Raw genomic sequence first — 18,657 nt, forward strand, 5'->3', positions numbered from 1 at the left:
TCGACGCATGCCCCGACTGGAACGCCTCCGCCCCGACCACGCCCCCGCGCTCCTGGAGTTCGAACGGGAGAACCGGGCGTACTTCGCCGCGTCGATACCCGACCGGGGCGACGACTACTTCGCGTACTTCGACGCGCGGCACCGGGCGCTGCTGGCCGAACAGGAGGACGGGGTCTGCCACTTCCACGTCCTGGTCGCCGCCGACGGCGCGGTCCTGGGCCGGGTGAACGTCGTCGACGTGGCGGACGGGGCGGCGGAGCTGGGGTACCGGATCGCCGAGAGCGCGGCCGGACGGGGGCTCGCCACGGCCGCGGTTCAGGAGGTGTGCGCCCTGACCGCGGGAGAGTACGGGCTGACGACGCTGTGGGCGGTCACGACGCTCGACAACGCCGGCTCGCGCACCGTGCTGACCCGTACCGGGTTCGTGTCCGCCGGGACGGTCGAGCTGGACGGCAGGCCCGGGCTCAGGTTCGTACGGGAGTTGGGGGGCGGGACGGCCGCGCCGTCCGCGCGCTGAACGCGGGCGGCCAGGGCACGCAGTCCCGGAAGGGCCAGGACGGCGATGCCGGGGAGACTGGAGACCAGGGTGAGCACGCCGTACACGACGGCGGTCCGCAGGCCCTGTTCGGCACCCAGTCCCGCCGCGCCGAACGCCAGCGCCGCGGCGGCCTCCCGCGGGCCCCAGCCGCCGACGTTGACGGGCAGCCCCATCACCAGCAGGGCCAGGACCAGCGGCGGCACGAGCGCGCCGACCGGCGCCGACGAGCCCGCGACGCGGGCCGCGACGACGAACAGCGCGATGTGGCCGGCGAGTCCCGCCGCCGACAGCGCGACCACGCCGGGCCAGGTGTCACGGGCGAGCAGTCCGCCGCGGAGGTCGGCGAGCCCCGTGGCCAGCGCCCGCCGCGCCGTGGCGCCCCGCCGCCACAGCAGCCATCCGCCGAGGGCCACCACCGCCGCGAACACGGCGGCGGTCGCCTCCGCGGCGGCCCGGCCCGGCACGAGGTCACCGGCGATGGCCGTGACCAGGGAGGGCCGGGTGAGCAGCACGGCCCCGCCGAGCACGAGGACGACGATCTGGCCGCCGACCCGTTCCAGGACCACGGCGCGCACGCCGCGGCCGACGTCGCCGGAGTGCTTCCCGTGCCGGACGGCCCGTTCGACGTCGCCGAGGACCCCCGCCGGGAGCACCGCGTTGAGCAGCAGCGCCCGGTAGTAGTCGGACACGGCCCGGGCCGGCGGCAGCCGCAGGCCCAGCCGGCGGGCGACCAGGCACCAGCGCCAGGCGCTCGTCACAGTGGTGAACAGGCCGATCGCGAGCGCGGCGAGGACGGCGGGGCCGTCCACCACCCGCAGGCCGTCGACGAACGCCCCGGTGCCGAGCCGCCATACGAGCACGGCGAGGATGCCCGCGCCGATCAGCAGCCGCAGCCAGGCCCACAGTCGCTGCTTCACCGTGCCTCACCTCCGGGCAGGGCGAGCAGGTCGCCGTGGCCGACGACGGCGGTCAGTTCCCCGGCGGCGCAGGCCTCGAGCCGCCGGCGCAGATAGGCGTCGGCCCGGGCGGCCAGGGCGGGTTCCTGCTCGACGGCGGCGCCGACCCAGCCGCGCAGCCACTCGGCGGTGAGGGCGGCTTGGTCCGGGCCGAGCCGCCAGGGGCTGGGGCGGGTCGTGACGGTGGCGCCGTGCCGGGTGAACGCCCGGGTGGCGGCGGCGAGGGCGTCGGGGCCGAGGAGTTCGCGGCCGCCGGCCCTGCGCCGCTGGTGGGCGTCGAAGGCCGCGGCGATCTCCGCGTCGAGCGGGTCGGCGGGCCCGAGTCCGACCTCGCCCACCACCGAGAGGCCGAACAGCACGGGGACGCCCGCGGCGGTGCAGGTGGCGGCGAGGGCGTCGATCTCGTCGGCGGTGAGCAGGTCCAGCAGCGCGGAGGCGGTGACGAGCGAGGTGCCGGCGAGGTCGGCGGCGGAGAGCCGGGTGAGGTCGCCCTCGCGGGTCTCGGCGGTGACGGGGCTGCCGCCCGCGGTGCGGCCGCCGAGGCTCGCCGCGGCGAGGGCGAGCAGGGCGGGGTCGTGGTCGTGGAGGATCCAGTGCTGCGGTCCGGGCAGCCGCCCGGTCAGCCAGCGGCCCATGGAGCCGGTGCCGCAGCCGAGGTCGCGGACGACGAGCGGGCCGCTGCCGCGGGACGCGGCGGCGAGGTGTTCGCGGAGCGGACCGAGCAGGTCCGCGGCACGGGCCGCGGCGTCGGCGTCCTCGCGCAGCGCCAGCCAGTGCGGTGTGAAGGGGGCGGTGTCGGACGTGGTCATCGGGTTCCCTCCCGCAGCAGTTCCAGCACCGAGTCCATGTGCCTCGAGGCGTGCGCCCAGTCGTGCAACGTCTTGCGGCGCTGCCGCGCGGCGGAGCGCAGCCGGTCGCGCAGCGCGCCGTCGCCGAGCCAGCGGCGGAGCGCCGCGGCGAGTTCTCCCGGCTCGTCCGGGGGGACGAGGAGGCCGGGCGGGCTCCCGTCCGGGGCCAGGCCGAGCGCGTCGGGCACTCCCCCGGCGGCGGAGGCCAGCACGGGCGTGCCGCGCATCAGGGCCTCGGTCACGACCATGCCGAAGGTCTCGGCGCGGGACGGCAGGACGAACAGGTCGGCGGCCGCGTATTCCGCCGCCAGGGGCGCGCCGGTCAGCGGGCCGGGCAGCCGCACGCGGTCGGCCAGGCCGTGCCGGCCGATCAGTTCGCGCACCCGCGTGACGTGTTCGGGGTCCCGGCCCAGCGGGCCCACGCAGCGGCAGGTCCACGGCAGGTCGGCGACCGCCGCCAGTGCCTCGACCAGCACGTCGTGCCCCTTGCGCGGGGTCAGCGAGGCGACGCTCAGCAGCCGTGTGACGCCGTCGGTGCCGGGCGCGAGCGGCGCGGGATCGGTGCCGGGCGTGACCACGTGCACCCGGCCGGCGGGCAGTGCGTGCCGCTCGGCGATCCGCCGTCCGGCCCAGGGGCTGGTGGCGACGACCGCGGCGGCGGCCCGCAGGGTCTCGCGCTCCAGCGCGTCGAGCGCGCGGGCCTCGGCCGGGTCGAGTCCCGTCTCGTCGGCCAGCGGGAGGTGCACCAGGACCGCGGTGCGCAGCCGGCGCGTCTGCGGGACAACGAGCTCGGGAACGCCGCAGGCCACGATGCCGTCGAGCAGGACGACGGCGCCGTCCGGCAGCGCCGCCAGGGCCCCGGCCAGGGCCTCGCGGGCGGCGGCGTCCGGACGCGGCCACGTCCCCCGCACGGGCAGCTCCCGCAGCGGACGGCCCGCCGCCGCCAGGGCCTGGCTCAGCCGGCGGTCGTAGACGTTGCCGCCGCTGGGCGCGGTGACGTCGTCGACGTCGCCGGGGAGGACGGCGTACACGGGGCCCGCCCCCGCCGAGACGGGGGCGGGCGTGCGGGCGGGCGTGCTCACAGAGAACGCTCGTAGCTCGCCCAGGCCACGTGTGACTCGTGCAGCGTGACGGAGATCCCCGTCAGACCGTGCGCGCCCGCGCCGAGCTTGCCCGCGGCGACGCGGTCGGCGAGCCGGTCGGCGATGGTCTTCGCCAGGAACTCGGTGGAGGTGTTGATCCCGGCGAAGTCCGGATCGTCGTCGAGGTTGCGGTAGTTGAGCGCGGCGAGGACCGCGCCCAGCTCCTGGGTGGCCAGGCCGATGTCGACGACGATGTTGTCTGCGTCGAGTTCCGGACGGCGGAATGTGGCATCCACCAGGAACGTCGCGCCGTGCAACCGCTGCGCGGGTCCGAAGACCTCGCCGCGGAAGCTGTGGGCGACCATGACATGGTCGCGGACGGTGATACTGAACACGCGAGGACAACCTTCCCCAAAGGCCTAACCGGGACGGTAGGCAATACGGTGACAGAGCACGGAACGTTCACCGCCTGCGATCTCCTTCATCAGCAGGGGCAGTTCCTCGAAGTCGCTCTCGCCGGTGACGAGGGCGTCGTAGACCGGGTCGGCCAGCAGGCGCAGGGCCAGTGCCATCCGGTCCGCATAGGTGCGCCGGGTGCGGCGCGAGGGTGAGACGGTGCCGACCTGGCTGCTGCGCACGACCAGCCGGCGGGAGTGGAAGGCCTCGCCCAGCGGCAGGCTGACCCGCCGGTCGCCGTACCAGCTCAGCTCGACGACGGTGCCCTCCGGCTCGAGCAGTTCCAGGGCGCGGCCGAGCCCCGCCTCGGTGGCGCTGGCGTGGACGACCAGGTCGCAGCCGGTCTCGGCGGCGTCGGGGTGGGCGAAGCCGACGCCGAGCGCCTCGGCGACGGTGGCGCGGGAGGGGTCGACGTCGACGAGCTGCACGCGCACCCCGGGGATCCCGGCGAGGACGGCGGCCACGCTGCTCCCGACCATGCCGGCGCCGACCACGGCGATCCGGTCCCCGATCTGCGGGCCCGCGTCCCAGACGGCGTTGACCGCGGTCTCCACCGTGCCCGCCAGCACCGCCCGCGCCGCGGGGACGTCGTCCGGTACGAGGGTCACGGCGGCGGCCGGGACGACGTACCGGGTCTGGTGCGGGTAGAGGCAGAAGACGGTGCGGCCGAGCAGCCCGGGCGGCCCCTGCTCGACGACGCCCACGTTGAGGTAGCCGTACTTGACCGGGCCGGGGAAGTCGCCGTCCTGGAAGGGCGCCCGCATGGCCTGGTGCTGGCTGACGGGCACCCCGCCCCGGAAGACCAGGGTCTCGGTGCCGCGGCTCACCCCCGAGTACAGGGTGCGCACCAGTACGTCCCCCGGACCGGGTTCCGGGATAGCGACCTCCCTGACCTCTCCTTCACCGGGTTCGCGAAGCCAGAACGCACGCGCCGAACGCTCCACCGATTTCCTCCGTACTCCATGTCGGGCAACGAGCACCCGCCATCCGGGTGGTGCCGGGCCCGTACCGTACGCGGCTGTGCCGCACAGGCGACAAGCGGGGACGTCTCATGACCGTGATGACCGTTGGATCCGAGTTCCGTGGGGGCACCGCGGGGCGTGAGCAGGCCGGGGCGGCAGCCGCCCAGCTGGCGCTGCTGGCCGCGCTGTGGGCCACCGTGGGCCTGGACACCGTGGGCTGGCTGGCCGGGACCGCCTACGCGGCGGGCACCTGGGCGCTGCTGGCCGCGGGCCTGCGGCGGGCGGGACGCCGTTCGCTGGGCCCGGCCGACCATGTCACCCTCGCCCGGGCCGTACTCGTGGGCGGCGTGACGGCGATGGTGGCGGGTGGCGTCGCGTACGGCACGCCGCTGCTGACGGGGCTGACCACGGTGGCGCTGGTGCTCGACGCGGTGGACGGGAAGGTCGCACGGCGGACCGGGACGGCGTCCGCCCTGGGCGCGCGCTTCGACATGGAGGTCGACGCCTTCCTGATCCTGGTGCTCAGCGCGCGGCTGGCCATGACGCTGGGCCCGTGGGTGCTGGTGATCGGCGCCATGCGCTACGCCTTCGTGGCGGCGGCGTGGGTGCTGCCGTGGCTCAACGCGGCGCTGCCGCCGAGCTTCGCGCGGAAGACCGTGGCGGCCCTGCAGGGCATCGTGCTGCTCGTGGCCTGCTCGGGGATCGTGCCGGTGGGGGTCGCGGCGGCCCTGACGGTGTTCGCGCTGGCCTCGCTGGTGTGGTCCTTCGGCCGGGACGTGCTGTGGCTGTGGCGGCACCGGCCGGCGCCGCGGGCGGACCTCACGGTCGCCGCCGACGCCGCGGAGCGGACCCCCGAGCTCGTCGGCTCCGCCCCGGCCGGCCGCGCCTCCTGACGCGGCGACACCCCCGCGCGGAGCAGCCCGGCCCCTCCCGCGCACGGACCCGCCCGGTCGGGCCCGTGGCCGCGGCCCTGGTGGGCCGGTCGCCCGCTCGTCCGGCACTCCCGAGACGCGGTGCCGCTCCGCCTCCGAACCGTCGGGCCCCGGGCCCGCGCCCGGGGCCCTACCCCGCTCGCCGGACGGCCGCGCATCGCGCCGGCCCGGGCCCGGCCGGGGCCGGCCGGGGCCGGCGAACTCCCCGCGGAAACGGTGTGCACCGACCCCACGTGACCTGCCGCATCGGCCGCTTCCACGGCGGGGCCGCCACGTCGCCTCGCGGACCGGGGGAACCCCTGCACGATCGGGCCCAGCGCCCCTCCGGGCGCCCCCGGAAACAGCATCACACCCACCCTCACCAGCGCACGCCACCGACCGCCCCACGAACCCCCGGTCGAGCCACCCGACACGGCGGCAGCGCCCCGGCATTCAGCCGGACCCGAACGACGACCACACCCGATCAGACCCCGCGCCCCTCCGGGCGGTCACCTGGGCGAGGGTTCGCCTCGAACGCGACGGCATACACCACCGGTCGCCCCGCGAACGCTTGGGCGGGAACCCCCTCCCCGTCAAGCCCTCCCGACGCGGCGGCAACGCCCCTCCGGTCAGGGGCGCGCAGAAGACCCCGTCCGCAGACGATGGGGCCGCCGCTCGCTGATCCGGCGCCCCAACCACAACGTCCCGTGCCGCCCGCACAGGGCAGCCGCCGGAAGCGGTTCGCGCCGACCGCGACGACGAGGCCCTCGGGCCGCCTCGTGCCGGGATGCCGCCGCACCGTCCCAGGGACGTCCGGAAGAAGACCCCGGTCACGCCTCCCCACCCGGGCGGCGCCGTCTCACCTTCAGCCGGCCCGCGTACGAAGACGCCGCCCGCTCGGACTCCGCCCCGTACCCCGGCGGTCAGCCCCCCTGACGCGGCAGATAGCGCAACAGCACCACATCGCCGATCTGCCGGGTCTCGGCCAGCGTCATCCGCTGTCCGGGGCCCTGCGGGAAGACCGCCGGGTGCACCATGCGCGGGGCCTCGGCCTGGCCGACGAAGAACGGCGCGTACACCAGGTGCAGTTCGTCGACGAGCCCGGCACTCAGGAACATGGTGTGGACGACGCCCCCGCCCTCCACCATGAGCCGTTCGACGCCGCGCGCGGCGAGGTCGGCCAGCAGGAGCCGGACGTCCAGCGGATCCCCGGCGTCGACGACGGAGCAGACGTCGCCCAGGCGTTCGCGGACGCGATCGCCCCGGCCGGACGTCGTGTAGACGACCTTCTCGCACTCCCCGGTGGTGAAGAACCGGGCGCCGGGGTCCAGTTTCCCGCTCTCCGTGACCGTGACCTTCACGGGGGTCGGCGGCAGCCCGGCGCGGACGCGCCGCTCGCGGCGCTCTGCGGAGCACACCAGCAGCCGCGGGTCATCGGAGCGTATGGTGTTCGCCCCGACGAGGATGGCGTCCATCCCGGAGCGAACCTCGTCGATCCGGTCGAAGTCCTCCTGGTTGGAGAGGAGCAGCCGGGTCGTGCTCGTGTCGTCCAGGCATCCGTCCAGCGAGGAGGCCACGGACATCAGTACGTACGGGCGCGATCTCATGAGGACACATTGCCGTACGAGAGCGTTCGCGGATGTGAAGCTTCCGTAAGTCACGTGCCGGGGGCCGGATGCATGTAGGGTCTGCCGATCATGGCGTGGCATGGCACGGACGGCCTGGTCAGCCACGGTCTCAGGGCACGGTCACGGATGGAGGTCCGGCCCGGGGCCAGGGTGGTCCGTCATGACCGGACCCCCGCGAGGACGTCGAGGGCGAGGGTGTCGTCGGCGTCGTGGGAGAGCGAGACCGTGACCCGGGTGCACAGGCCGCCGAAGCGTTCGCGCACCGCCCGGCCGACCGCCGCCGGTTCGCCGTGGAGGGCGAAGGCGTCCAGGACGCCGTCGTCGATCAGCCGGCCCATCTCCTCCCAACGGCCGCGCACGGACAGCCGGTGCAGCTCCTCCTGGAGGTCGCCCCAGCCGTGCAGATCGAGCACGGGGCGGTAGGCGGGGGTGGAGGCGTAAAAGGCGATCCGCTCGCGGGTGGCGGTGAGGGCCGCCGCGTACTCCTCCTCGGTACGGCCGGTCGCCACCAGGGCGTTGCCCACGACGTCGAAGGTCCCGGCCGCGCGTCCGACGGACTTCCGGGCCTTGTGGACGGCGGGGAGGGTGACCTGGCTCAGGTAGTCGGCGGAGGTGAGGGCATGGCAGATCAGCCCGTCGGCCACCTCGCCGGCGACGGCGGTCATCATGGGACCGACACCGGCGAGCCAGATGCGCGGTGGCCCGGAGGGCAGCGGACCCGGGTCGAACATCGGCGTCATCAAGGTGTGGGTGTAGAACTCGCCCCGGAAGCGCAGCCGTTCCCCGGTCTGCCAGCTGTGCCAGATGGCGCGCAGCGCTCCCGCGAACTCCTTCATCCGGGCGGCGGGCCGCGACCATGGCATGCCGTAGCGGTGGGTGATGTGCTGTCTGACCTGTGAGCCGAGGCCGACGACCATCCTTCCGCCGGACAGCCGGTGGACGTCGTACGCGGCCGTGGCCACCGTCATCGGGTTGCGGGCGAAGGCGATCGCGACCCCGCTGACCAGATCGGCCCGCCGGGTGGCATCCGCGGCGAGGGCCAGCTGGAGGAAGGCGTCGTGCCGCATCTCGTTGACCACGACGCCGTCGGCGCCGTGCGCCTCGGCCCGGGCGGCCGCGGCGGCGGTCCGCTCGATCCCGCCGGTGAAGGTGAAGTCGGCCTTCAGGGGCGGCGTCACGCGCCGGCTCCCCCGGCCGGACCCGCCGTGTCGGTGAGCCGCGGGGGCGCGGCCTGCCGCCAGGAGTCCACGACGATGTCCCGGAGCTCGTCCATGTCCTCCAGGGCCCCGAGCCGCACCCGCACCCAGTTCGAACCGGCCTCGTGGGGCGGGACCCAGAACTTCTGCGGCTCCGCCGCGATCAGCTCGCCACGCTCGTGCATCGGGCACCGCACCGCGAACGACGTCTCGTCGTCGGGCAGCGTGAGATACATCTTCCCCGCGACCCGGAAGGTGGGCATGCTCCATGCCTCCTTCTCCACCGTCTCGGGGAGCGAGAGGGCGATGCGGCGGACGTCTGCGGAATCGGGCATGCGACCACCGTAGCCATCGGCACCGACAACGGCCGTCACCGGTCCTTCGCGTCCCCGGCGCACGGCGGCCGAGGGCCGCTCCCGACAGGAGGGAGCGGCCCTCGGCCGCCAGGTGCCCGCAGCCGTCAGCGCAGGTCGGCCCGCGCGGGGGCGTCGTCGAGGAAGCCGCCCGACTGGTGCTGCCACAGCTTGGCGTAGGCGCCCTCCTCCGCGAGGAGGTCCTGGTGCGTGCCCTGCTCGATGATCCGCCCGCGGTCCAGGACGATGAGCCGGTCCATCCCGGCGACCGTGCTCAGGCGGTGCGCGACCACGAGCGCCGTCCTCCCGTCCATGAGCCGCCACAGCGCCTCCTGGACGAGGATCTCGCTCTCCGAGTCCAGGGCGCTCGTCGCCTCGTCGAGCAGGAGGATCGGCGCGTCGCGCAGGATCGCCCTGGCGAGCGCCACCCGCTGGCGCTGCCCGCCCGACAGCTTGACGCCGCGCTCGCCGACCATGGTGTCGAAACCGCCCGGCAGCGCGTCGGCGAACTCCGTGACGTGCGCCGCCCGGGCGGCGCGGCGGATCTCGCCCTCGGTGGCGTCCGGCCGGGCGAACGCGATGTTCTCCCGCAGGGTGCGGTGGAACATCGCCGGGTCCTGCGGCACATAGGAGATCAGGCTGCGCAGGTCGGCCTGGCGCAGCCTGCTGATGTCCTGCCCCCCGATCAGGATCCGGCCGGTGTCGACGTCGGTCATCCGCAGGAGCAGCCGGGTGAGGGTGGTCTTGCCTCCGCCGGAGCGGCCGACCAGCCCGACCTTCGCCCCGCTGGGCACGGACAGCTCGAGGTCCTCGAAGAGCGGCTCCGCGCCCCCGTGCGCGAAGGTCACGTGCTCGAAGCGGACGTCGGCCCCGCGGGAGCGCAGCGGCTCCGGCGCCGGCGGGTCGAGCACGGTCGGCGGCTTCAGCAGCAGTTCGGTGAACTGCGCCGCCTCGGTCATGGAGCTCTCCATGCGCCGGTAGATCTGGTTGAACTCGAACATGATCCGCGTCGCGTTGGAGTAGTAGGTGAAGGCGACCACGACCGCCTCCACGCCGTGGCCGCCCGCTCCCAGCACGACAGCGAGCAGCAGGCCCAGGGCGTTGGTGAGCACGGACATCGGCGCGACGAGGGTGTCGATGCGCAGGTTGCCGTAGTCCCAGGACCGAAGCGTGAGCCGCCGCGACTCCGCGACGCGGGTCCGGTGCTCGGCGGCCTCGCGCTCCTCCGCGGCGAACGCCCTGACCGTGTCCATGTTCATCAGGCTGTCGGCGACATGGCCGGACACCCGGGCGATCGCCTCCTCGCGCTGCCGTACGAGCGCCTGCCGCCGCCGGATCAGGGGCGCCACGCACAGCGCCGTCAGTGCGATCATCACCAGGAGCCCGACGACGAGCAGCGGTTCGTAGCGCCAGAGCACCACCGACCCGAACAGCAGGGGGACGAAGCTGCCGACGACGTTGAACGTGAGGGTGTCGACGAACTCCTCGAAACGGGAGGCGAAGCTCAGCACCCGCTTGGTGAGCGACCCGGCGAAGTTGTCGTGGAAGAAGACCGCGTCCTTGGCGAACAGCTCGTCCATGCCGACCACGTAAAGGTGCTCGATGCCGAGGGCGTCGAGGCGGTTGAGGCAGTGCAGGCCGATGCGCCACAGCGCCTCCGCGAGCAGCAGGACGCCCGCGAAGGACAGGACGTAGGGGAGCGTCGCGCCGAGGCCCGCACCGGGGTCGCCGACGAGGTGGCCGACGAGCTTCGCGACGACCAGTGGCGCGACGTAGTTGATGCCGATGTTGCCCAGTGCCGGCATCAGCATCGCCGGCGCCGTCAGCCACCGGAGCCGGGCCAACTCCCCTCCGTAGTAACGAAGTGCCAGGAGCACCGGACCCCGGTCCGGCGGAACCTCGCGTGCTTGAGGCGATCCCATCTTCACCCTGTGGTGTCGTGCGGCGGTCGGCCGCGTGCTTCTCCGGGAGGTGCCGCTTCCGCCGTGGGCGGTGCGGCGCTTCGGTTCGGGTGCGCGCCCACCGCTCGGGTCGTCCCGCGGCGGACGCGCACGGTGACGGAGCCGCCGCGTGGTGCGCGGCGGCGCCGGGATGTGGCTGGTGGGCGGTCCGAAGTGGCAGTGTCCCGCGAGGGCCGGTGCGCAGTCCAAGCGTTTTCCGGCGGGCGGCACGGCGCACGGGTGCGTCCCGGCGCATCGGTGCGGGCGGAGGCGGTCCGGGGTCGCACGGCCCGGCTTGCCGGGGCGCCCGGCGACGTCGGACGGGCATCGCCCGCGGCACCTGCGCCGGACATGCGTCCGGCGGGCCCGTCATGGACGGACCCGCCGGTCAGCACCGTCGGGACGACAGGATTTGAACCTGCGACCCCTTGACCCCCAGTCAAGTGCGCTACCAAGCTGCGCCACGTCCCGGTGCCGGATCGTCTCGGGCTTCTCACCCGGCCGACCGCGCACGAGAACAATACCGCACGTCGTCGGGTGCTCGCTCGCACCATTCCCGCACGCCGTCGCGGCGCGGCCGCGTCCCCGTACCCGGCCCGGATTGAGTAGGCGTACTCATGTGGCGCGGGCCACAGCGGCGGATGCTTCGGACATGGCGAAACCGATTCAGCAGACGACGACGGCGGCCTACTCCGCTCAGGCCGCGATCTCCTTCGCCGTCGCCCTCGGGGCGATGGTCGTGGGCATCGCCTATCTGCCGGTCGGCCCGTGGGTGCGGGCCTTCCTGGCGGTGGGGCTGCTCTACGTGGTCACCTCGGCGTTCACCCTCGCCAAGGTCATCCGCGACCGCCAGGAGGCGGGCCAGGTGTCCAGCCGGGTGGACCAGGCGCGGCTGGACAAGCTGCTGGCCGAGCACGACCCCTTCAAGGTCGACGGGGTGTAGCCGACTCGTCGCCCAGCAGATACCTCGCGCCGGGCCCCTTCTCCGCCGCGGCGTCGTCCGGGTTGTAGAGGGAGCACTTCCGCAGGGAGAGGCAACCGCAGCCGATGCAGCCGGTCAGGTTGGCCTTCAGCCGTTCCAGCCCGGCGATCTGCTCGTCGATGCGGCGGGTCCAGGTGCGGGCGACGGCGTTCCACTCGGAGGCGCTCGGCGCGCGGTCCTCGGGCAGCCGGGCGAGTGCCGCGCCGGCCTCCTCCAGGGACAGGCCGACGCGCTGGGCCGCCCGGACGAAGGCGAGGCGGCGCAATGTGACACGGGCGTAGCGGCGCTGCCCGCCGGCGGTGCGCTCGGAGCGGATCAGGCCGAGCTCCTCGTAGTAGCGCAGCGCCGAGGTGGCCAGGCCGCTCCGTTCGGCGAGCTCGCCGATGGCCAGGCGGTCGGGGCGCGGTGCGGAGTGGCTCATGCGGCCCGAGCGTACCGCTTGACCTCAAGCCGACTTGAAGTTGCACGATCGCCTCATGACTCCGACCGGCGCGAAGACCGCGTACGACTACGACGACCTGCGGCGGCTGATGTCGCTGATGACGGGCGACGAGAAGCACGGCCCGGCCGCCACGTCCACCCTCGACGTGCTGTGGGTGCTCTACGACCGGGTACTGCGGGTGACCCCGGGGACGGCGGACGCCGCCGACCGGGACCGCTTCCTCCTCTCCAAGGGCCACGGCCCGATGGCCTACTACGCGGTGCTCACCGCCAAGGGCTTCCTCCCGGAGGAGTGGCTGCCGGCCTTCGGCTCCTTCGGCTCCCCGCTCGGCCACCACCCGGACCGCGTGCTGGTGCCGGGTGCCGAGATCGGTTCCGGCTCGCTCGGCCACGGACTGCCGATCGCCGTGGGCAGTGCCCTGGGGCTGCGGGCGCAGGGCCTGACCGACGCCGCGGTGTGGGTGCTGGTCGGCGACGCCGAACTGGACGAGGGCAGCAACCACGAGGCCCTCGCCTACGCCGGCGCCACCGGCCTGGAGGAGCTGCACGTCGTCGCCGTCGACAACTCCTCCGCCGGGTACCGGCGCCCGGGCGGCCTCGCGGCGCTCTTCGCCTGCGAGGGCTGGTCCGTGACCACCGTCGACGGCCGGGACCACGAGGCGCTGTACGGGGCGTTCACCGCGCCGCACCCGGGGCGGCCGCACGCCGTCGTCGCCCGGGTCGAGCCGAAGAACTGACCCGTTGCCGATCCGGTACCGGTCCGCCGAGCCGCGGACCGGTCCCTCCCGTATCGCTTCCGCACCGCTGAGGAGACCATTCCATGGACACCATGCGCGAGCGCTTCACCGACGTCGCCGGCCGCCTGCTGGAGGAGGACCCCCGGCTGGCCGTGGTGCTGGCGGTCATCTCCCGGGACCGCTTCACGGACGCCGTCCGCGACCACCCCGACCGCGTGATCGACGTCGGCATCCGCGAGCAGTTGCTGGTCAGTGTCGCCGGCGGGCTGGCGCTGACCGGGCTGCGGCCCCTGGTGCACACCTTCGGGAGCTTCCTCGTGGAGCGCCCCTTCGAGCAGGTCAAGCTGGACCTGGGGCACCAGGGCACCGGCGCGGTGCTGGTGAGCTCGGGCGCCTCGTACGACATCGCCGCGGGCGGCCGTACGCACCAGGCCCCCGGCGACATCGCCCTGCTGGACACGCTCGACGGGTGGACCGTGCACGTGCCCGGCCACCCCGACGAGGCCGAGGCGCTGATCCGGCACGCCGCGGCCGACGACGACCACCGCGTCTACGTGCGGCTCAGCGAGCAGTCCAACCGCGCCGCGCGACCGGTCTCCCCCGGCCGCTTCCGGGTGCTGCGCGAGGGCCGCGCGGGTGTCGTCGTCGCCGTGGGCCCGCTGCTCGACGCCACGGTGGAGGCCGTCGAGGGCATGGACGTGACGGTGCTGTACGCGTCCACGGTGCGCCCCTTCGACGCGGCCGGGCTGCGGGCGGCCGTCGCGGGCGCGGACGCGGCGGACGTGGTGCTGGTCGAGCCGTATCTGGCGGGCACGTCGGCGCCCTTCGCCGCCGAGGCGCTGCTCGACCTGCCGCACCGCCTCCTCGCGCTGGGCACCGCCCGTGAGGAGCTGCGCCGCTACGGCACCTGGCAGGAGCACGTGGCGGCGCACGGCCTGGACGCCGCGGGGCTGCGCGAAAGGATCGGGGCCTTCCTGTCCGGATCCGCGCCCCGTCAGCTCCAGGGGAGCCCGGAGCGGTACCGCCAGTAGGCAGGGGCGGTTTCGGCGAGGGCGGCGAGCCGGGCGAGCTGCCCGGCGTCGAGCCCGACGGAGTCGGCCCGGGCGTTGGAGGCGACCTGGGCGGTCGTCGCCGCGCCGGAGAGCACGATGCCGGTCCAGGGCCGGCGCAGGACGGCGGCGAGGGCGACCGCGTCGGGCGTGGCGCCGGTCTCGGCGGCCACCTCGGCGAGGGGGGAGTCCGGATCGGCGGTCGCCAGCCGGCCGTTGGCCATGGCCTCCTTGACGATCACGGTCACCCCGGCGTCGTGGGCCTCGGCCAGGGCGGGGCCGGCGGAGGGCTCCAGCAGGTTGTACGTGGCCTGCACGACGGAGAAGAGCCGCTGCCCGTCCACCGTCACCCGCAGGGCCGCGCGGATCGCCTCGGCCTGCAGCGGGCCGCTGGTGGACAGGCCCACCGCCACCCCGTCCGCCGCGAGCCGGGCGAGGCGTTCGTGAAGGGCGCGGTCGGCGAGTGCCGGGCTGTCCGGGGTGACGGAGTGGATCTGGTAGAGGTCCAGTCGCTCGCCGAGCAGGGCGCGGGTCTCGGCGATCTGCCGGTCGTAGGTGGCGGTGCCGTGGTCCTTGACCTCGTGCACCTCGGCGTCGGGGCGCCAGTCGGCGGTGTAGGTGTAGCCCCACTTGCTGCCGACCACGACGTCGCCGGCCTCGGGGTGGGCGTCCAGCCAGCTCGCGAGGAACTCCTCGGCGCGGCCGTAGGAGCGGGCCGCGTCGAAGTAGCGGATGCCGAGCGCGTAGGCGGCGTCGAGGACCGCGTGGGCGCGGTCCCGCATCGCCTCGACGGTGCGGGCGGCGGGCAGGTCGGCGGCGCGGCCGAGGTCGATGTAGGCGGGACGGCCGACGGCGGCGAGGCCGATCCCGAGCCGGGGCAGGGGCGCGGTGACGAGTCGTTCGAAGGGCACGGACGTCACCGTACTCCCGGTGGAGTACGCCGATCCGGTGCCTGAGGCGGACGTCGCGGGTGATCACCGGAATGCATAGTGGAAGCGTCCGACCTGTCGTCAGCACCCGAGGACCACCCATGCGATTCGCCCTGCCCAGGACCTGGCGCACGCGGCGGCGACTGGCGGCCGGCGCGGCCGCGCTCGCCCTGCTCGCCGGGGGCGGCGCCGTCACCCTCGCGGCCGCCGACGGCCCCGTGCCCGTGCGCCGCGCGGACCGGGTGTTCTCGCTGCCCGAGGCCCCCGGCAGCGCAGCGAAGGTGCGCATCGACACGTCCTACTTCACCTCCGGCGGATCGGCGCCCCGCCCGGCGGTGCTGCTCGCGCACGGATTCGGCGGCAGCAAGGACGACATGAGGGCCCAGGCCGAGTCGTTGGCCCGCGGTGGCTACGCGGTGCTGACCTGGTCCGCGCGGGGCTTCGGTGCCTCCGGCGGCCGGATCGGCCTGAACTCCCCCGGGGCCGAGGTCGCCGACGTGTCCCGGCTGATCGACTGGCTGGGCACGCGGCCCGAGGTGCTGCGCGACGGGCGGGACGACCCGCGGGTCGGCGTCGCGGGCGCATCGTACGGCGGCGCCATCTCGCTGCTGGCCGCCGGGTACGACCGTCGGGTGGACGCCATCGCGCCCGCGATCACCTGGTGGAACCTGGGCGACGCGCTCTTCCCCCAGGGCGTGTTCAAGAAGCTCTGGGCGGGGATCTTCTTCTCCACGGGTTCGCGCGGCGCCGCGTGCGGATTCACCGCCGAACTGTGCGCGATGTACGACCGCTCGGCCGTGGCGGGCCGTCCGGACGCCGCGACGCTGCGGCTGCTGGAGCGGTCAAGCCCCTCCTCGGTGGCCGCGCGCATCAAGGTCCCGACCCTGGTGGTGCAGGGCCAGAACGACTCGCTCTTCCCGCTCGACCAGGGCGACGCCATCGCACGTGCCGTCGCCGCGAGCGGCGCGCCCGTGGCCGTCGACTGGTTCTCCGGCGGGCACGACGGGGGCGACCAGGAGACCGCCCGCATCGAGGCGCGCACCGAGGCCTGGTTCGACCGCTGGCTGAAGAAGGACAAGAGCGCCGACACCGGGCCCGCGTTCCGTGTCACCCGGACCGGAGGGGTCGACACCACCGACGGCAGGGCCGTGCGGCGCGGCGCGGACGCCGACGCGTACCCGGGGCTGGAGGGCACGAGGACCCGGACGGTCCCGCTCGGCGGCCGCGTGCAGACGGTGGCCAACCCCGCGGGCGGCAGCCCGCCCGCGATCTCGGCGGTACCGGGGGTGGGTGCGCTCTCCCGGCTCTCCGACCTCGGCCAGGGGCTCTCCCTTTCCCTGGACTTCCCCGGGCAGCGCGCCGCCTTCGACTCGGCGCCGCTGACCTCGGCGCTGCGGCTCACCGGCGCGGCGACGACCCGGATCTCCGTGCGGACGGACGCGCCGGAGGGCGCGGTGCTCTTCGCGAAGCTGTACGACGTCGGCCCGGGCGGCAACGAGACGCTGCCGCACCAACTGGTCGCGCCGCTGCGGGCGGACGGGAAGGGCACGGTGGCGGTGCGGCTGCCCGCCGTGGACCACGAGTTCGCGGCCGGCCACCGGCTGCGGTTGGTGCTGTCCAGCACCGATCTCGGCTACGCCTCCCCCGCCGCTCCGGCCGCGTACCGCGTGTCGCTGCCGGAGGGCGCCGCGCTGACCGTGCCGACCGACCCGGAACTGACCACCGCACAGGGTGCGCTGCCCGCCTGGGTGTGGCTGCTGCCGGTCGCCGCGCTCGCCCTGGCCGCGGCGCTGCTGCTCACCGGCCGCCGCAAGGCCGGCACCGTACGGCAGGCGGCCGAACCGGCCCTCGCCGAGGTCCCGCTGGAGATCTCCGGGCTGTCCAAGCGCTACCGCGGCGCGGCGGACCGCTACGCCGTGCGGGAGCTGTCCTTCCGGGTGGAACGCGGCCAGGTGCTCGGGCTGCTGGGCCCGAACGGCGCGGGCAAGACGACGACGATGCGCATGATGATGGGCCTCATCCGGCCCGACGCGGGCACCATCCGCGTGTTCGGCCACGCGATCCGTCCGGGCGCTCCCGTGCTGTCCCGGGTGGGGGCCTTCGTGGAGGGCGCGGGCTTCCTGCCGCACCTGACGGGGCGCGCCAACCTGGAGCTGTACTGGCGGGCCACGGGCCGGCCGGCCGCCGACGCCCACGTCGAGGAGGCCCTGGAGATCGCCGGCCTCGGCGAGGCCCTGGAGCGCGCGGTGCGCACGTACTCGCAGGGCATGCGGCAGCGCCTCGCCATCGCGCAGGCCATGCTGGGCCTGCCCGACCTGCTCATCCTCGACGAACCCACCAACGGCCTCGACCCGCCGCAGATCCGCGAGATGCGCGACGTGGTGCGGCGCTACGCGGCCGCCGGCCGTACCGTCATCGTCTCCAGCCACCTGCTGTCGGAGGTGGAGCAGAGCTGCACCCACCTGGTCGTCATGGACAAGGGACGGCTCATCGCGGCGGGTCCGGTCGGCGAGATCGCCGGGAGCGGGCAGACGCTCTTCGTCGGCGCGCCGGACATGGCGGACGACGCGCGGGAGGCGGTGGCGGCGAAGCTCTCCGCGCTGCCCGGCGTCGACACCGCCGACTCCGCCGACGGCGGACTGCTGGTGGGGCTCGGCACGATGACCGTGCCGGAGCTGCTGACCGAACTCCTGCGGCTGGACGTCCCCGTGGAGCGCGTCGGGCCGCACCGCCGCCTGGAGGACGCCTTCCTGACCCTGATCGGAGGTCCCGCGTGACCGAGACACTGGAGCTGGCCGACGGGTACCGTCCGGGCCGCACCCTGCCGCTGCGGGTCGAGGCGGTGCGGCAGTTGCTGCGGCGCCGCACGCTCGTGGCGTTCGCCGTAGTCCTCGGTCTGCCGGTGATCGTGTGGGCCGCCTTCGCCATCGGCGGCACCCCGCGGGGGCGGGACTCCGGCCCGACGATGATGGACGTGGCCACCGCCTCCGGCGTCAACTTCTCGCTGGCGGTGCTCTTCGTCTCGTCCGGCTTCCTGCTGACGATCCCGGTCGCGCTCTTCTTCGGCGACACGATCGCCTCAGAGGCCAACTGGTCCTCCCTGCGCTACCTGCTGGCCGCCCCGGTCCCGCGCGCCCGGCTGCTCGGCAGCAAGGCGGTGGTGTCCCTCGCCTTCAGCGCCGCCGCCGTGCTCGCGCTGCCCACGGTGGCGCTCGGCGTGGGGACACTCGCCTACGGCTGGGGCGACCTCGAGCTCACCACGGCCGGCTCGCTGCCCCCGGGCGCCGCCACGGGCCGTCTCGCGATCGCCGCCCTGTACGTCTTCGTCGGCCAACTGGCCGTCGCGGGCTTCGCCTTCTGGCTCTCCACGGTGACGGACGCCCCCCTGGGCGCGGTCGGCGGGGCGGTGGGCGTCGCGATCCTCTCCAACATCCTGGACGCGATCACGGCCCTGGGCTCACTGCGGGACGTCCTGCCCACGCACTGGCAGTACGCCTGGATCGACGCGCTCCAGCCGCGCCTGGAATGGGCGGGCATGATCAAGGGCGTCTCGGTGTCGCTGTCGTTCGCGGTGGTGTTCTTCGCGCTGGCCTTCCGCGGCTTCCGGGGCAAGGACATCGTGTCCTGAGGGGCGCGGAAGCGGGGAGGC

The 18,657-nt window shown here is 74.7% G+C and carries 17 protein-coding genes, 1 tRNA gene and 1 pseudogene; 7 read left to right on the top strand and 12 right to left on the bottom strand.

All coding sequences use genetic code 11. The features are described 5' to 3' along the window. Positions 1-7 precede the first annotated feature (7 nt). Complete coding sequence (locus tag AB0F62_RS29600; protein WP_361805828.1) at positions 8-517, top strand: GNAT family N-acetyltransferase; 510 nt, start codon at positions 8-10, stop codon at positions 515-517. Positions 518-552: 35 nt separating this feature from the next. On the opposite strand, the pseudogene AB0F62_RS29605 reads toward AB0F62_RS29600, so the two are convergent. The 5 genes and pseudogenes from AB0F62_RS29605 to AB0F62_RS29625 all read right to left on the bottom strand — a co-directional run. Continuing rightward, positions 553-1,455: pseudogene (locus tag AB0F62_RS29605) on the bottom strand (lysylphosphatidylglycerol synthase transmembrane domain-containing protein); the annotation flags it as partial. Continuing rightward, positions 1,452-2,303 (bottom strand): SAM-dependent methyltransferase, encoded by an 852-nt coding sequence (locus AB0F62_RS29610; protein ID WP_361805831.1) that lies wholly within the window; start codon positions 2,301-2,303, stop codon positions 1,452-1,454. The gene AB0F62_RS29610 and the pseudogene AB0F62_RS29605, both read right to left, overlap by 4 nt. Further along, positions 2,300-3,424: a glycosyltransferase family 4 protein gene (locus AB0F62_RS29615; protein WP_361805834.1), complete on the bottom strand. Its 1,125-nt coding sequence runs from the start codon at positions 3,422-3,424 to the stop codon at positions 2,300-2,302. Before AB0F62_RS29615 ends, AB0F62_RS29610 begins: the two co-directional genes overlap by 4 nt. Next, positions 3,421-3,819 carry a 6-carboxytetrahydropterin synthase gene (locus tag AB0F62_RS29620; RefSeq protein ID WP_361805837.1) on the bottom strand — a complete coding sequence of 133 codons (399 nt, stop codon included), beginning with the start codon at positions 3,817-3,819 and terminating at the stop codon, positions 3,421-3,423. The genes AB0F62_RS29615 and AB0F62_RS29620 overlap by 4 nt, the downstream gene beginning before the upstream one ends. Before the next feature lie 24 nt (positions 3,820-3,843). Continuing rightward, positions 3,844-4,824, bottom strand: coding sequence for a zinc-binding alcohol dehydrogenase (locus AB0F62_RS29625; RefSeq protein ID WP_361805840.1), 981 nt, complete (start codon positions 4,822-4,824; stop codon positions 3,844-3,846). A gap of 107 nt (positions 4,825-4,931) precedes the next feature. Between AB0F62_RS29625 and AB0F62_RS29630 the strand changes: the two genes are divergently transcribed. Further along, positions 4,932-5,735 carry a CDP-alcohol phosphatidyltransferase family protein gene (locus AB0F62_RS29630; protein WP_361805843.1) on the top strand — a complete coding sequence of 268 codons (804 nt, stop codon included), beginning with the start codon at positions 4,932-4,934 and terminating at the stop codon, positions 5,733-5,735. Positions 5,736-6,676: 941 nt separating this feature from the next. Here AB0F62_RS29630 and AB0F62_RS29635 read toward each other — a convergent pair. From AB0F62_RS29635 to AB0F62_RS29655, 5 genes are all read right to left on the bottom strand, one after another. Further along, positions 6,677-7,360 (bottom strand): dihydrofolate reductase family protein, encoded by a 684-nt coding sequence (locus tag AB0F62_RS29635; protein ID WP_361805846.1) that lies wholly within the window; start codon positions 7,358-7,360, stop codon positions 6,677-6,679. 179 nt (positions 7,361-7,539) lie between these two features. After that, complete coding sequence (locus AB0F62_RS29640; protein WP_361805849.1) at positions 7,540-8,559, bottom strand: TIGR03617 family F420-dependent LLM class oxidoreductase; 1,020 nt, start codon at positions 8,557-8,559, stop codon at positions 7,540-7,542. Beyond that, positions 8,556-8,912 carry an MmcQ/YjbR family DNA-binding protein gene (locus AB0F62_RS29645; RefSeq protein ID WP_361805852.1) on the bottom strand — a complete coding sequence of 119 codons (357 nt, stop codon included), beginning with the start codon at positions 8,910-8,912 and terminating at the stop codon, positions 8,556-8,558. Before AB0F62_RS29645 ends, AB0F62_RS29640 begins: the two co-directional genes overlap by 4 nt. A 125-nt stretch (positions 8,913-9,037) precedes the next feature. Continuing rightward, positions 9,038-10,852, bottom strand: a complete 1,815-nt coding sequence (locus AB0F62_RS29650; protein WP_361805855.1) for an ABC transporter ATP-binding protein — start codon at positions 10,850-10,852, stop codon at positions 9,038-9,040. Between the two features lie 415 nt (positions 10,853-11,267). Then, a tRNA-Pro gene (locus tag AB0F62_RS29655) sits at positions 11,268-11,341 on the bottom strand. A gap of 181 nt (positions 11,342-11,522) precedes the next feature. On the opposite strand from AB0F62_RS29655, the gene AB0F62_RS29660 reads away from it, so the two are divergent. Beyond that, positions 11,523-11,813 carry a YiaA/YiaB family inner membrane protein gene (locus tag AB0F62_RS29660; RefSeq protein ID WP_361805858.1) on the top strand — a complete coding sequence of 97 codons (291 nt, stop codon included), beginning with the start codon at positions 11,523-11,525 and terminating at the stop codon, positions 11,811-11,813. On the opposite strand, the gene soxR is transcribed toward AB0F62_RS29660, so the two are convergent. Beyond that, entirely contained in the window at positions 11,794-12,273 is a 480-nt protein-coding gene (gene soxR, locus AB0F62_RS29665; RefSeq protein WP_361805861.1) for a redox-sensitive transcriptional activator SoxR, read from the bottom strand. The two genes, AB0F62_RS29660 and soxR, sit on opposite strands and share 20 nt — an antisense overlap. Positions 12,274-12,328: 55 nt before the next feature. Here soxR and AB0F62_RS29670 point away from each other — a divergent pair, with 55 nt between their 5' ends. Together AB0F62_RS29670 and AB0F62_RS29675 are read left to right on the top strand one after the other, a co-directional pair. Next, positions 12,329-13,030 (top strand): transketolase, encoded by a 702-nt coding sequence (locus AB0F62_RS29670; RefSeq protein ID WP_361805864.1) that lies wholly within the window; start codon positions 12,329-12,331, stop codon positions 13,028-13,030. 83 nt (positions 13,031-13,113) lie between these two features. Continuing rightward, positions 13,114-14,061, top strand: coding sequence for a transketolase (locus AB0F62_RS29675; protein ID WP_361805867.1), 948 nt, complete (start codon positions 13,114-13,116; stop codon positions 14,059-14,061). Here the strand turns inward: AB0F62_RS29675 and AB0F62_RS29680 are convergent. Further along, positions 14,025-14,990 carry an aldo/keto reductase gene (locus tag AB0F62_RS29680; protein WP_361805870.1) on the bottom strand — a complete coding sequence of 322 codons (966 nt, stop codon included), beginning with the start codon at positions 14,988-14,990 and terminating at the stop codon, positions 14,025-14,027. The two genes, AB0F62_RS29675 and AB0F62_RS29680, sit on opposite strands and share 37 nt — an antisense overlap. Positions 14,991-15,109: 119 nt before the next feature. On the opposite strand from AB0F62_RS29680, the gene AB0F62_RS29685 reads away from it, so the two are divergent. Together AB0F62_RS29685 and AB0F62_RS29690 are read left to right on the top strand one after the other, a co-directional pair. Then, complete coding sequence (locus AB0F62_RS29685) at positions 15,110-17,785, top strand: alpha/beta fold hydrolase (protein ID WP_361805873.1); 2,676 nt, start codon at positions 15,110-15,112, stop codon at positions 17,783-17,785. Beyond that, positions 17,782-18,636, top strand: coding sequence for an ABC transporter permease (locus tag AB0F62_RS29690; RefSeq protein ID WP_361805876.1), 855 nt, complete (start codon positions 17,782-17,784; stop codon positions 18,634-18,636). The genes AB0F62_RS29685 and AB0F62_RS29690 overlap by 4 nt, the downstream gene beginning before the upstream one ends. The last annotated feature ends 21 nt before the right edge of the window (positions 18,637-18,657 follow it).

Origin of the sequence: Streptomyces sp. NPDC026673 (assembly GCF_040638135.1) — a bacterium.
In the GTDB taxonomy this organism is placed as follows: Bacteria; Actinomycetota; Actinomycetes; order Streptomycetales; family Streptomycetaceae; genus Actinacidiphila.

What these genes read in the sequence shown, in the direction of transcription:
- AB0F62_RS29600 (WP_361805828.1), top strand. Translation starts at nt 8, where the DNA reads ATGCCCCGACTGGAACGCCTCCGCCCCGACCACGCCCCCGCGCTCCTG.
- AB0F62_RS29610 (WP_361805831.1), bottom strand. Translation starts at nt 2,303, where the DNA reads ATGACCACGTCCGACACCGCCCCCTTCACACCGCACTGGCTGGCGCTG.
- AB0F62_RS29630 (WP_361805843.1), top strand. Translation starts at nt 4,932, where the DNA reads ATGACCGTGATGACCGTTGGATCCGAGTTCCGTGGGGGCACCGCGGGG.
- AB0F62_RS29635 (WP_361805846.1), bottom strand. Translation starts at nt 7,360, where the DNA reads ATGAGATCGCGCCCGTACGTACTGATGTCCGTGGCCTCCTCGCTGGAC.
- AB0F62_RS29645 (WP_361805852.1), bottom strand. Translation starts at nt 8,912, where the DNA reads ATGCCCGATTCCGCAGACGTCCGCCGCATCGCCCTCTCGCTCCCCGAG.
- AB0F62_RS29650 (WP_361805855.1), bottom strand. Translation starts at nt 10,852, where the DNA reads ATGGGATCGCCTCAAGCACGCGAGGTTCCGCCGGACCGGGGTCCGGTG.
- AB0F62_RS29660 (WP_361805858.1), top strand. Translation starts at nt 11,523, where the DNA reads ATGGCGAAACCGATTCAGCAGACGACGACGGCGGCCTACTCCGCTCAG.
- soxR (WP_361805861.1), bottom strand. Translation starts at nt 12,273, where the DNA reads ATGAGCCACTCCGCACCGCGCCCCGACCGCCTGGCCATCGGCGAGCTC.
- AB0F62_RS29670 (WP_361805864.1), top strand. Translation starts at nt 12,329, where the DNA reads ATGACTCCGACCGGCGCGAAGACCGCGTACGACTACGACGACCTGCGG.
- AB0F62_RS29675 (WP_361805867.1), top strand. Translation starts at nt 13,114, where the DNA reads ATGGACACCATGCGCGAGCGCTTCACCGACGTCGCCGGCCGCCTGCTG.
- AB0F62_RS29685 (WP_361805873.1), top strand. Translation starts at nt 15,110, where the DNA reads ATGCGATTCGCCCTGCCCAGGACCTGGCGCACGCGGCGGCGACTGGCG.